8 protein-coding genes and 1 pseudogene are annotated in these 12,733 nt (G+C 65.9%); 5 read left to right on the forward strand and 4 right to left on the reverse strand.

Annotation, left to right across the window (positions count from 1 at the left end):
* The first annotated feature begins 33 nt into the window (after positions 1-33).
* Positions 34-405 carry a MarR family winged helix-turn-helix transcriptional regulator gene (locus tag JWS14_RS41425; RefSeq protein WP_241031843.1) on the forward strand — a complete coding sequence of 124 codons (372 nt, stop codon included), beginning with the start codon at positions 34-36 and terminating at the stop codon, positions 403-405.
* A gap of 774 nt (positions 406-1,179) precedes the next feature.
* Here the strand turns inward: JWS14_RS41425 and acnA are convergent.
* Genes acnA through JWS14_RS41445 form a run of 4 tightly spaced genes read right to left on the reverse strand, consistent with a single transcriptional unit; the run spans position 1,180 to position 6,675 of the window.
* Positions 1,180-3,843, reverse strand: a complete 2,664-nt coding sequence (acnA, locus tag JWS14_RS41430) for an aconitate hydratase AcnA (protein ID WP_095869865.1) — start codon at positions 3,841-3,843, stop codon at positions 1,180-1,182.
* Positions 3,840-4,700, reverse strand: a complete 861-nt coding sequence (locus JWS14_RS41435) for a citryl-CoA lyase (protein WP_095869864.1) — start codon at positions 4,698-4,700, stop codon at positions 3,840-3,842. The genes acnA and JWS14_RS41435 overlap by 4 nt, the downstream gene beginning before the upstream one ends.
* Positions 4,697-5,902, reverse strand: coding sequence for a CaiB/BaiF CoA transferase family protein (locus JWS14_RS41440; RefSeq protein ID WP_095869863.1), 1,206 nt, complete (start codon positions 5,900-5,902; stop codon positions 4,697-4,699). The genes JWS14_RS41435 and JWS14_RS41440 overlap by 4 nt, the downstream gene beginning before the upstream one ends.
* The gene (locus tag JWS14_RS41445; RefSeq protein ID WP_095869862.1) at positions 5,899-6,675 is read right to left on the reverse strand and encodes an IclR family transcriptional regulator; all 777 of its coding nucleotides are present in this window, start codon (positions 6,673-6,675) and stop codon (positions 5,899-5,901) included. Before JWS14_RS41445 ends, JWS14_RS41440 begins: the two co-directional genes overlap by 4 nt.
* Positions 6,676-6,839: 164 nt before the next feature.
* Here JWS14_RS41445 and JWS14_RS41450 point away from each other — a divergent pair, with 164 nt between their 5' ends.
* From JWS14_RS41450 to JWS14_RS41465, 4 genes and pseudogenes are all read left to right on the forward strand, one after another.
* Positions 6,840-8,243, forward strand: a complete 1,404-nt coding sequence (locus JWS14_RS41450) for an FAD-binding protein (protein ID WP_095869861.1) — start codon at positions 6,840-6,842, stop codon at positions 8,241-8,243.
* Between the two features lie 26 nt (positions 8,244-8,269).
* Positions 8,270-9,616, forward strand: a complete 1,347-nt coding sequence (locus JWS14_RS41455; RefSeq protein WP_095869860.1) for an MFS transporter — start codon at positions 8,270-8,272, stop codon at positions 9,614-9,616.
* A 30-nt stretch (positions 9,617-9,646) separates the two neighbouring features.
* Complete coding sequence (locus tag JWS14_RS41460) at positions 9,647-11,170, forward strand: aldehyde dehydrogenase (protein ID WP_095869859.1); 1,524 nt, start codon at positions 9,647-9,649, stop codon at positions 11,168-11,170.
* A 288-nt stretch (positions 11,171-11,458) separates the two neighbouring features.
* A pseudogene (locus JWS14_RS41465) lies at positions 11,459-12,651 on the forward strand (thiolase family protein).
* Positions 12,652-12,733: the final 82 nt, after the last annotated feature.

A 12,733-nucleotide genomic window follows, 5' to 3' on the forward strand; every position in this document is an offset into this window, starting at 1 on the left:
ATCAAACAGTTGGAGTTGGCCATACGGTCACGGATGGACACGATCCTGCGCCCGGCCGGCATCACGGCGCTCCAATACACCGCCCTGACGGTCTTACGTCGCTGCGATGGACTCTCTTCCGCCGAGCTGGCCCGCAATTCCTTTGTCACAGCGCAAACTATGGGCGAGATGATCATCGCGCTCGAGAGTCGAGGTCTGGTCAGTCGGCGGGTCGACCCCAGCAACCGCCGGCAAATGCTGACGAGTGTCACGGCGACCGGAGTGGGGCTGCTCGATTGCTATCACGGGGAAGTCTCGGCACTCGAGGAACAGATGGTCAGTCAGCTCACCCCCCGTCAGCGTGGAACGCTTCGTGAATACCTCATCTCTTGCCGTGCTGGATTGACCAGAACTGAAGCGCATTGATCGATGCACTGAGCATCCGCGGACAGAGGACTTTGATGACAACAACCCGAACGGAGCGACATGCTCCGTCGTCACCCTGTTCTGGTTGACGGGTCGCGATTCTCTGTATAGCGCAGATCCGCAGCCCGCACGGGACAGGCCGGCGCAGCTCACGCCCATGCCACCGATGCGCCGTTGATCATTCGGCGGATTGCATCAGTAGCCAATCGCGGTGCGCGGCGACGAAGCTGGAGATCGCGCCGAGGACCGCACTGAGGTCAGGCCGGCCGCAAGAAACGGGATGGGTGTCACCGATCCCATCCGCCCGGGAGCTCCGTCGGCGCCGAGAGGCGAATCAGACCCGGGCCGGAGACCCCGAGTGGACAGAGGTCGAGGACATCCTCGAGCAGCAGATCTGGCGGCAGATCTGGTTGACGGTTTGTCCGGACGTGGGCCCCATGGCGGCGCGCCCGAAGAGAAAATCTTCGTACGGTTTGGGATGTCACCGTCACGGGTTCAAGGAAGAACTCTGCGAAATTGTTGATCAAATCGAGAGGAAGATCGATGAGCAACCTTAACCCTGGAGTGCGATGTCGTGTCCGATTCCGGCGACGACTGATCTGCCCTGCGACTCCCTCACCCGTCCACTCGCCCAGAATGACCTGCGGGAACTGTTTGATTGAGGGCTTCTTACCTGCACAAATCTACGACAAACGACACAACGTGCAGGTTCCCGGCGATTCATGATTGGAACTTGTCTCATCGACCAGGTAGCTCCACCATGACCGTGCCACCTTAGCTCTCAGACAAACCGGTCCAGGGAGTGTTGGCTGCGACCGTGTCGAGAGAATGGATCGCGGGCGTGAGTAAATGCGCGATCAATCCGCCTGCACGGATCCAGTCGGCCTCGACTGCCGTGTCGATTCGTGCTCGGCCCGAAAACTGCTGCACGCCAGTCGTGGCACGGGCGATCACGCGCACCGCGGGCTGAGTATGCGTGCAGCCCGCGAGGCCGGTGATGTCGAATTCCGCGGTGCCGTCGAGCTCGTCTGGAGACAAATCCGGACATTCGATGGGCAGAACGCCCATGGCGACCAGATTGGTACGGTGGATTCGTTCGAAGCTCTGCGCGATCACCGCCTGGATTCCCAGGAGTCTGGTCGCTTTCGCCGCCCAGTCACGGGCGGACCCGGCCCCGTAGGAGTGCCCAGCGACCACGATTGTAGAAACGCCGCGATCAGCGTAGATCGCCGCTGCCTGATGGACCGGAACGATGTCACCATCAGGAAGCACGCGGGTCCACGCGCCTTGCCTGTCGGGGACGAGTTTGTTCTCGAGCCTCGGGTTCGCGAAGCCCCCTCGCAGCATTACGTCGTGGTTGAGTCGGCGGGCGCTGTAGCTGCCAAATTTCTCGGGCGGAACACCATGGCGGGCGAGCCATCGACCAGCCGGCGAATCCGAAGTGATGCGGGCGACCGGTGAAATGTGATCGGTGGTGATGCCGTCGCCGAGCAACAGCAGCGGGCGAGCAGCCACGACGTCCCCGGTTCTGACGGGTCGGGTTAGTGCGGCGTCAGCGAACGGTGGGCGTCGGATCGAACCGGCATCGCCGTCCCACTCGTAGTCGTCTCCGCCCGCGGGTGGCAGGGACTCCCATTCGGTGGTGGTGAGCGGCACGGGTCGGGCGGGGCCGAGCGAGAGCGACCTGCTGTCGTTGGCATTGACAAGTAGGTCGATGTCCTCGTCCGATGGCCAGATCTCGTCCAGGAAAACGGGGCGCCCGGCGCGGTCGGTGGCCAGTGGTTCGTCAGTGGGGTTGATCGTTGTTCGTCCGGCGATCGCCATCGCCACGACCATCGGCGGCGAGGCGAGGTACGAATGCGCGACGTCGGGGTGAATGCGGCCCGGAAAGTTTCGATTGCCCGAGAGCACGGCGGCGACCGACAGGGACTGCTGACGTATCTGCTCGGTGATCGCCGGGGCGAGGGGTCCGGAGTTGCCCATGCAGGTTCCACAACCGAAACCGGCTATGTGGAAGCCGAGTTCGTCGAGCGCTGTCTGCAGTCCCGCGGACTGGAGCAGTTCTGCGGTCGCGCGCGATCCCGGGGTCAGCGAAGTCTTGGTCCAGGGTGCTCGTGTGAGGCCGCGCTCGACCGCGTTTCGGGCCAGTAGCCCCGCCGCGACCATGGCCTTCGGGTTGGAGGTGTTGGTGCAGCTGGTGATGGCGGCGATGACGATGTCCCCGTGGTGCAGCGTGCCGGTGCCGTTCGCGCCCGTCGAGCCCTCGGGGGGCACTGTGTGCGCCAGTTCGCTTGCAGTGAATGTCTGATGCGGGCGGGAGGGGCCGGCCATGGTGCGGTCCACCTGTGCCAGGTCCAGCTCGAGTACCTCATGGTAGTCGGGCGTTGGCAGATCTGGTGTGTAGAGCATGTTCTGGGCGGTCAGGTAGGTCCGGGCCAAGGACACGGTTGCCTCGGGTCGCCCTGTGGTGGCGAGGTAGGTGAGGGTGCGGTCGTCGGCGGGGAAGTACGCCATCGTGGCCCCATATTCCGGTGCCATGTTCGCGATGGTGGCCCGGTCGGGCACCGACAGGCGAGTGAGCCCGGGACCGTGGAATTCGACGACTCGTTGCACCACACCGTGGGCTCTGAGCATGGAAGCGAGGGTGAGCGCGACGTCGGTGGCGAGGACGCCGGGCTTCAGTGCACCGCTGAGGCGAACACCCACGACGGCGGGGACCGGTATCAGGATTGGCTGGCCCAGTGCGGCGGCGATTGCTTCGATGCCGCCGACTCCCCAACCGGTGACGGACAGCGCGTTGATCATGGTGGTGTGGCTGTCGGTACCGACGACGGAGTCGAACCGTGCGAGCGCGATGCCGTCGTGGGTGCCGACCGAGATGACGTCGGCGAGGACTTCCAGGTTGAGTTGGTGGCAGATTCCGATACCCGGGGGCACCACCCTCAGCGTGGGAAAGCGGGTCTGTGCCCACCGCAGGAACCGGTATCGGTCACCGTGACGGTGGTATTCGAGTGCGAGGTTGGTGGCACCGGCGTCGGCGGTTCCGGCGGCGTCGAGTTCGAGGGCGTGGTCGACTACGAGATCCATGCGCCGCCGAGGCGAGACGGTGGCGGGGTCGAGGCCGAGTGCCGTTGCACGCTCGTGCAGGGTGATCATGTCGGCGAGTACCGGAATTCCCGAGGCGTCTTGAAGCAGAACGCGTTCGGGGGTGAACGGAATCGACGTGGAGTGATCGCCGGCCACGAGCGCTCGGACATGATCGGCGATGACGGTGCGGCCGTCCTCATGCCGCAGCACGTTTTCGACGAGCACCCTGGTGGCGTAGGGAAGGCGGTGCAGGGCACCCGCACCGCCTCGTTCTGCGGCGGTGAGATCGATGAACTGTGTGGCGGGGGCGCCGGGTAGGTCGCGGAGTGCGTCGAAGGAGTCGAGGGTCATCCGTGTGCCACCGGTGCCCGCTCGGGAACGCTCCTCGGCGGTGCACCGGTGTAGGTCGGCAGCAAAGGTGGGGGGATCGGCCCTTTGATCCGGCGCCCACCTTCGCGTTCTTCCCATGAGTGCGAGAGGATCCCGACGGAGCGGGACAGGATGAACAGGCCTCTGCCGAGTTCGGGGGCGAAGCCGAGTTCGGCGTAGATCACGGCGGTCGCCCCGTCGATGTTCATCGGGACGGGCCGAGCTCGCCCTGCTGCCAGTTGTCGCTCCAGTTCTTCGGCGATCTGGAGGTAGTGGCCGTCGATCACGCCGGCCTCGACCTGGGTGTGGACTGCAGACAACAGCGGGTCCCGGCGTGGGTCGCGCGGATGGAAGCGGTGGCCGAATCCCGGGATGTATCGGCCTGTTGCGCGGTGGTCGGCGATCGTCTGCGCGGCCACTTCTTCGAGGTCGCCATCGGTGGACCGAGTCCGGATCTGTTCGAGTAGTTGCATGCATTGTTGGCCGGCGCCGCCGTGGATGTCGCCGAGGAGACCGACACCGGTGGAGATGGCCCCGTGTAACCCGACACCGCAGGTGGCGGCCATTCGGGCCGCGGCGATCGACGGTGCTTGTGGACCGTGGTCCACGGCGGCGACGAGGGCGTGCTCGAGCAGTTCGGCTTGGCCGGCACTGGGGAGGTCACCGCGGACCATCAGCCAGATCATCTCGGGGAAACTCACCTGGCCGATCATCTGCTCGATGGGGTATCCCCGCAGCCGGATGATCCCGGGCTCGATGTCGGAGACGGCGGTCGACCACCAGTCGGTGACCTCCCGGCTCGACGTCCGCTCGAGGGCGCTTTGTCGGGCGGTGCTCATATCGCGTTCTCTTCCCGCAGGCGGGTGATGTCCGCCGGCCTGTAGCCCAGCTCGGTGAGAATCTCGTCGGTGTGCTGCCCGAGGGTGGGGGGCGGAGACTCGGGTGAGACGCGGCGGCCGTCGACATGCGTCGGCAGACCCAGTACCCGCACCGCACCGCCGGAGGCTGCGGGTGAGTCGATCGTGGTGACCAGCTCGCGGTGTGCGACCTGATCGGATTGCAGTGCCGTCGGCACCGAGACGACCGGGGCGGCGGGGACTCCCGTGTCGAGCAGGATCGCGTCCCACTCGGCTGCCGTTTTCGCTTTCAGCGAGGTTTCCAGTTCTTCCCGCAGCACGTCGCGGTGGCGTTTGCGGTCCTCACGGGTGCGGAACCGCGGATCGTCGATGAGCTCTTCACGGTCGAGAACCTTGCACAACGTCTCGTACTGTTCCTGCTTGTTCGCGGCGATGTTGAGCGCCCCGTCGGCGGTGCGGAAGGTGCCCGACGGGGCCGAGGTGATGTTCTCGTTGGCCATCGGGGCGGGCTCGCGGCCGGCGATGAGATGGTCGGAGACCACCCATCCCATCGAGGTGAGTGCGGCGTCGAGCATGGAGGTGTCGAGGAAGGCACCTTCGCCGGTCCGGCGTTGCCGCAGCAGCGCAGCGGTGATCGCGAACGCCGCTGCCAGGCCACCGAAGCTGTCGCACACCGGGAATCCGACACGCAGGGGCGCGACCTCCGCCGTGCCGGTCACGCTCATGATGCCGGACAGGCCCTGGACGACCTGGTCGTAGGCGGGTCGTCCGCGCATCGGGCCGGTCGATCCGAATCCGGACACTGCACAGTAGACGAGTTTGGGGTTGAGCTGGCGTAGCCGCTGCCACCCGAACCCGAGCCGTTCGAGCACCCCTGGCCGGAAGTTCTCGACCAGCACGTCCGCGTCGGCGACCAGCTTCTCGAAGACTTCCTTTCCCCCAGTTGTCTTGAGATTGACCGTGACGGAGCGTTTTTCCGAATTCTGGGCGAGGAACGAGACGCCGAGGTGTTCGGCGCTCAGATGAGAGTCCGCGCCGAGTTGCCTTGCCAGATCACCGGTTCCCGGCGTTTCGATCTTGATCACGTCGGCCCCCATCAGGGCCAACTGGTAGCCGGCGTACGGTCCCGCGAGCACATTGGTCAGGTCGAGGACACGGACGCCTTCGAGCAGGTTCGCGGTCACAGGAATACCTCCACGCTGCCGAGTCCGACGGCACTGATTTCGGCGGCCGCGGCGGTTACCGCGTCCACGTACCGGCCCACCCGGTCGGCGGTGAACCGGGAGGTGGGTCCGCTCGCCGACAGCGCGGCTATCACCCGGCCGTCCGAGGAGACGATCGGGGCCGCGACCGCGGACGCGCCGAGTTCGCGTTCGCCGTGGGTGACCGAGTACCCCGCCTCCCGGATACCGGAGATTTCCCGCTGCAGCGGCTCGAGCTGCAGGTCCGGCCGTGCGTCGACGAGGCTGCGCACCACCTGGTCGGGGGCGCCGGTGAGCAGGATCTTGGCGGCCGCGCCCGTGGCGAGCGCGTACGGCACGCCGACTTCCACGACGCTGCGCACGGTGGTCGTTCCTTCGACCTGCGCGATGGACACGCGGTTCAGATCCTGACGGATGTAGATGTTGACCGTTTCGCCGCAGGAATCGACCAGCCGCGTCATGATTTTGCGTGTTTCCGTGCTGACCTCCCACATGGACTGCGCCAGGGTCACCCAGCGCAGGAACCCGGCCCCCACGCCGAAGGTCGAGTCACCGCGGTCCGCGATGAGTCCTAACGAGTCCAATGTCGAGAGCAGACGCACCACGGTGGTTTTCGGCAATCCCGTGGAGGCCACGAGCTCGCGCAGGGTGCGAGTGGGGTGTTCTACGTCAAACAGTTCCAGCACCTCGACGGCGCGGGCGATGCTGCGCACGCCTCCGTCGGCTCGTGTGGATGCGGTCTCAGTGTCAGCCATGCCACTCACGCTAAACCATTCTATGGTTTGTGTAAACCGAATAGCGGGTTGACTCCGGTTTATCTTCGTGCTTCGATCGGTGACACAGCACACAAACGCTGCCTAGCGGGTTTCGTGAACCGCGCAGTGGTCGATCGCGACAGTCGTAGAAAGAAGGAAAGTCCGTGAGTGGAGAACAGGTAGACCTCGTCGTGGTGGGCTGCGGAGCCGGTGGCCTGGCAACCGCGCTGCAATTCCTGCAGTCCGCTCCGAGCGGGCGGGTCCTCGTTCTCGAACGCACCCCGAAGAGCCAGCGAGGCGGAAACACCGCCTGGACCGGTTCCTTCTTCCGGCTCGAGGAGGACGGCGCCCCCGCGGCCGACTTCACCTCCCGGATGCTCGAACTCAGCAAAGGCAAGACCGACGAGGCCATCATCGCTCGACTCGCCGAACTCGCCCAACCGACCATGCACTGGCTCAACGACAACGGTGTTCCCACGAAATCGGACATCACCTATTTCCTGACGTCGAAAGGTCCCCGCTTGATGCCCGCTGGGGGCGGCGCGGCCATCGTCGAAAACCTCGCGGCAAGGCTGGAAGAACTCGGAGGCACGATCGCCTATGAGACGACCGCGCAGAGCCTGATCCAGGACGAGCACGGCGCGGTCATCGGAGTCGAGGCGGTCGACGGTGCGGGCGAACTGCGGCGCGTGCTGGCGAGCACCGTGGTCCTGGCCTCCGGCGGTTTCGAGGGAAGCGCGGCCCTGCTCGACCGGTATCTCGGCGACCGCGGACACGAACTCTCCCCCATCGCACCGGGCGGCCGCTCCAACCAGGGCGAAGGCCTGGAGATGGGGATTCGGGCCGGTGCACTAACGGACGGGCAGTTCGATCGCTTCCACGGCGAACCCGTCGATGCGCGCACCCGATCCGCGGAAGCCCTCGTCATGGTCTACCCCTACGGAATTCTGGTCGACCACCACGGTCGGCGGTTCGTCGACGAAGGCTCGGACACCCCGGACAACACCTTCGAGTCGGTCGCCTACCGCATCTGGGCCGACGCCGACCAGTTCGCCTACGTCATCGCAGACCAGAAACTCATGCGCCACAACATCGCCCGGGCCGTTCTCACCGACCGCGAGCCCGAATCGGCACCGACGCTCGAAGCCCTCGCCCGCCGACTCGACCTCGACCCCGACGTCCTCGCCGACACCGTCAGCACGTACAACGCCGCCGCGACACCCGGGCCCCTGGACGTGACCTTCCTCGACGGGGTGGCAACACGGGACCTCGACCCACCGAAATCGAACTGGGCGCGCCCGATCGACGAACCCCCGTATGCGGCATGGCCGGTGACCTGCGCGATCACCTTCACCTTCGGCGGACTCAAAACCGACGACAAGGCTCGGGTGATCGGCCGGTCCGGCCAGCCCATCCCCGGATTGTTCGCCGTCGGCGAGGTCGCCGGGATCTACCACCACAAGTATCCCGGGGCCACCTCCGTGCTCCGGGCACTGGTCTTCGGCCGGATCGCCGGCACCAGCGCCGCGCACCGGATCGCCGCACCCGCACCCGCTACCCACCAGTGAACGCACCTACCCCAGCAAGAGGAATCATGGCCACAACCTCACCAGCTAAGACCGGTTCGAGCAGCACCCCCAGGCGAGCGGCGATCGCGAGCCTGGTCGGCACCACGATCGAGTGGTACGAGTTCTTCATCTACGGGCTCGCTGCGGCGCTGGTCTTCGGCGACCTGTTCTTCCCCGGGGTCGACGAACACAGCGGCCGCCTCGCCTCCTTTGCCACTCTCGGTGTGGCATTCGTCGCCCGACCCCTCGGCGCCGCCATCTTCGGGCATCTCGGCGATCGCCTCGGTCGCAAATCCACCCTCATCGCCACCCTCGGAATCATGGGTACCGCCACCGGTCTGATCGGTCTGCTCCCCTCCTACGACTCGATCGGGATCTGGGCGCCCATCCTGCTCATCGTGCTGCGTTTGTTCCAAGGGCTCGCAGTCGGTGGGGAATGGGGTGGCGCCGTCCTGATGTCCGTCGAGCACGCACCGGCCTCGAAGGTGCGCCTGTACGGCTGCGCCCCGCAGATGGGTAGCCCCCTCGGTTTGGTCCTCGCCACCGCGGTGATGTCGGCCGTCTCCACCCTCCCCGACGACCAACTCCTCGACTGGGGCTGGCGAATCCCCTTCCTGGCCGGGTTCGTCCTGGTCCTCATCGGTCTCGCCATCCGCCTCGGAGTAGAAGAGTCCGAGCAGTTCCGGGAGATCAAGGCAACAGGCGAGACCGCCCGGCTGCCGATCGGCGACATAGTCGCTCGCGCCAAGAAGAGCCTGGCGATCGGTATCGGACTGCAGGCCTCGGTCAACGTCGTCTTCTACATCATCTCTGTGTACTTCCTCAGCTACGCCACCAAATCACTTGACCTCGACCGCAACACCGCACTGCTGATGGTGATGGCCGCGGCGGTGATAGACCTGGCAGCACTGCCGTTCATGGCATCGCTGAGCGACAGGATCGGGGCACATCGCGTGTTCTTCGCCGGTGCTCTCTTCACGATCGCCGCGGCCTTCCCGTTCTTCTGGTTCCTGCGCGCAGAACAGGTCCTGCTGACCAGCGTCGTCGTCATCGTCATGATGGTCGGCGCGCACGCCACCACCTACTCGGTGGTCTCGAGCCTCATCGCGGACCAGTTCGATACCAAGGTCCGCTACAGCGGCACGGCCCTGAGCAACGCGCTCGGCGGACTGATCTTCAGCGCGCCGACCCCGTTCATCGCCGAAGCCGTCGTCGGGAACGGAGGAAGCCGATGGTGGCCCCTGGCTCTGATGACCGTCGCCGCCGCCCTCGTCTCCCTCGTCGCCATCGCAGCGGCCCCCCGACACCGCCTGGTCGCCGAGACCGACGAACCGGGAACACCGGTACCGGCGCGGACCACCACCCCTGCCTGACCAACGATGATCCATCCGGAAGGACCCCACATGACTGCCACCGATGCGAACGCTGTGACCACCGCAGGCGGTGAGACCGAGCGATACGACATGCTCATCGACGGGGCCTGGCGGGCCGCCGCCGACCACGCCACCTTCGACTCGATCAATCCGTTTGACGGCCAGCCGTGGGCGCAGGTGCCCACCGCCACCACCGCCGATATCGACGCCGCCGTGGCCGCAGCCCGCCGAGCGTTCGACGGCGGCCCCTGGTCACAGTCCACACCACTGCAGCGGGCAACACTGCTGCGCAAGTTCGGCGACCTGATCCGCGACAACGCCGACGAACTCGCCCGCATCCAGGTCCTCGAGAACGGCAAGCTGATTCGCGAAGTCGCCGGGCAAACGCTCGCCCTCGCCAACCACTGCTACTTCTTCGCCGGGGTCGCCGAAAGCCCCACGGGGGAAACCCTCGCCAGCAGTGTGCCCAACATGCAGGTCTACACCGTCCGCGAACCGATCGGCGTCATCGCCGCCATCACCCCCTGGAACAGTCCCCTCGCACTGCTGCTGTGGAAGCTGTGCCCAGCACTGGCCGCCGGCAACACCGTCGTGATCAAGCCCTCCGAAGTCACCCCCGTCTCTACTCTCGTTCTCGCCCGCATCGCTCAGGAAGCCGGCTTCCCCGACGGAGTGATCAACGTGGTCACCGGAGCCGGACCGGCGGGCGCCGCATTGGCAGCGCACCACGGCGTCGACAAGATCGCCTTCACCGGATCCACCGCAGTCGGCAAGAAGATCGCCGTCACCGCCGCCGAACGCCTCGCCCGCGTCTCCCTGGAACTCGGCGGCAAATCTCCCAACATCGTCTTCCCCGACGCCGACCTCCCCAACGCCGTCAACGGCGTGATCTCAGGAATCTTCGCGGCCACCGGCCAAACATGTATGGCCGGCTCGCGCGTCCTCGTCCACGAAGACATCTACGACCAATTCACCCAAGCCCTCACCGAGCGCACCTCGCAGATCAAGCTCGGCAACCCCCTCGACCCGGACACCGAAATGGGCACCGTCGCATCGAAAACCCAATTCGACAAGGTGCTGCACTACATCGAAGTCGCCAAGGAAGACGGCGCCCACCTGGCGACCGGCGGCGCCCGCCCCACCGACCCGGCCTTGAGCCGCGGCTTGTTCATACAACCAACCGTGTTCACCCACGTCACCAACGACATGCGCATTGCCCGCGAAGAAGTCTTCGGCCCTGTGGCCGTCGTCATCAAATTCACCGACGAAGACGACGCCGTCCGCATCGCCAACGACACCGAATTCGGACTCGCCGCAGGCGTATGGACCCGCGACGTCGCACGCGCACACCGCATGGTCAAACGACTCCGCGCCGGAACCGTCTGGGTCAACAACTACCGCAAGACCAACTACGTAGCCCCCTTCGGCGGCTTCCAGGAAAGCGGACTCGGCCGCGAGAACGGATCCCACGCCATCGAGGAGTACACCGAGCTGAAAACCGTGTGGATCGACACCGGAAACACCATCACCGACCCGTTCAACCCACGGGCATAAGAATCCAATAATTCGAATGTGGAATACACGGTTCGACAACGGCAGTGCCGCGAATGTTCGCATGCACTAGGGGGAGTCGGCGGAGGCCCCACAACGCTCTGACCGTCTGAAGCGGCATCGACGCTCATGATCTGCATCGAAATTACCACCGCATCCGCTGATCAAAGGGCTGACGCGAGCGACCCGATCTCGAGACGGCACTGGCCTGTACCACCCCATTGCGATCCGGTGTTCGATCGACCCGGCCACCTGACCGCAACCACTTCCTCCTCCTCGAAAGGGAACATCATGACCAACGCTGTCATCGTGGACGTCGTCCGCCTCGCCTCCGGTAAGGGCAAGCCGGGTGGTGCGCTGTCGGGCACGCACCCGGTCGAACTGCTCGCGCACGTGCTCCGCAGCATCGTCGAACGCAACGGCATCGACCCCGCACAGGTCGACGACGTCATCGGCGGCTGCGTCGGGCAGGCCGGCGAGCAGGCCCTCAACATCTCCCGGACAGCGGTGCTGTCGGCCGGATTCCCGGATTCGGTTCCGGCCACCACCGTCGACCGCCAGTGCGGCTCGAGCCAGCAGGCGGCGCACTTCGCCGCGCAGGGCGTGATCGCCGGCGCCTACGACATCGTGATCGCCTGCGGTGTGGAGTCGATGTCCCGCGTTCCGATGGGCACGACGACCATCGGTCAGGACGCGTCCGGCCCGGGCATCGCCGCCCGCTACCCCGAGGGACTGGTCAACCAGGGCATCTCCGCCGAACTGATCGCCGCCAAGTGGAAGTTCGACCGCGACACCCTCGACGCGTTCTCCGCGCAGTCGCATCAGCGGGCCGCCGACGCATTGTCGAAGGGCTTGTTCGACAAGGAGATCGTCCCGATCTCGGTCACCAACGCCGCCGGTGAGACGGTGACCCACACCGCCGACGAGACCGTGCGCGCCTCCACCACCGCCGAGGGACTGTCCGGGCTGAAGTCGTCGTTCTACTCCGAGAAGTACGCGGCCCGGTTCCCCGAGGCGCAGTGGCACATCACCCCGGGCAACTCGTCGCCGCTGACCGACGGCGCGTCCGCGGCGCTGATCATGAGCGAGGAGATGGCGTCGAAGCTGGGACTGACGCCGCGGGCCCGGTTCCATTCGTTCGCCGTTGCCGGTGACGACCCGGTCTTCATGCTCACCGCGCCGATCCCGGCGACCAAGAAGATCCTCGCGAAGTCGGGGCTGAGCATCGACGACATCGACGCTACGAGGTCAACGAGGCGTTCGCGCCGGTGCCGCTGGCGTGGGCGCACGAATTCGGGGCCGACCCGGCCAAGCTCAACCCGTGGGGCGGCGCCATCGCGCTCGGGCACGCACTCGGCTCTTCGGGCACCCGCCTGCTGAGCACCCTGGTCAACAACCTCGAGGCCACCGGCGGACGCTACGGCCTGCAGACCATGTGCGAGGGCGCGGGCATGGCCAACGCCACCATCATCGAACGCCTCTGATGAAAGCCACTTCGGGCTTCCCCCGTTGTGCCCGGAGAAGCCGACGCCCCGACACCCTGTCGTCTTCGCGCATCACAATCCG

The sequence above is a fragment of the Rhodococcus koreensis genome (assembly GCF_017068375.1).
Lineage (GTDB): Bacteria > Actinomycetota > Actinomycetes > Mycobacteriales > Mycobacteriaceae > Rhodococcus_F > Rhodococcus_F koreensis.

Bases quoted from the DNA above. Each gene is read 5' to 3' on its own strand.
- JWS14_RS41425 (WP_241031843.1), top strand. From the start codon at position 34: ATGGACACGATCCTGCGCCCGGCCGGCATCACGGCGCTCCAATACACC.
- acnA (WP_095869865.1), bottom strand. From the start codon at position 3,843: ATGACCCTCGACTCCTTCGACGCACTCCGCGACCTACCCGGCGCCCCC.
- JWS14_RS41435 (WP_095869864.1), bottom strand. From the start codon at position 4,700: ATGAGCACCGCCCGACAAAGCGCCCTCGAGCGGACGTCGAGCCGGGAG.
- JWS14_RS41445 (WP_095869862.1), bottom strand. From the start codon at position 6,675: ATGGCTGACACTGAGACCGCATCCACACGAGCCGACGGAGGCGTGCGC.
- JWS14_RS41455 (WP_095869860.1), top strand. From the start codon at position 8,270: ATGGCCACAACCTCACCAGCTAAGACCGGTTCGAGCAGCACCCCCAGG.
- JWS14_RS41460 (WP_095869859.1), top strand. From the start codon at position 9,647: ATGACTGCCACCGATGCGAACGCTGTGACCACCGCAGGCGGTGAGACC.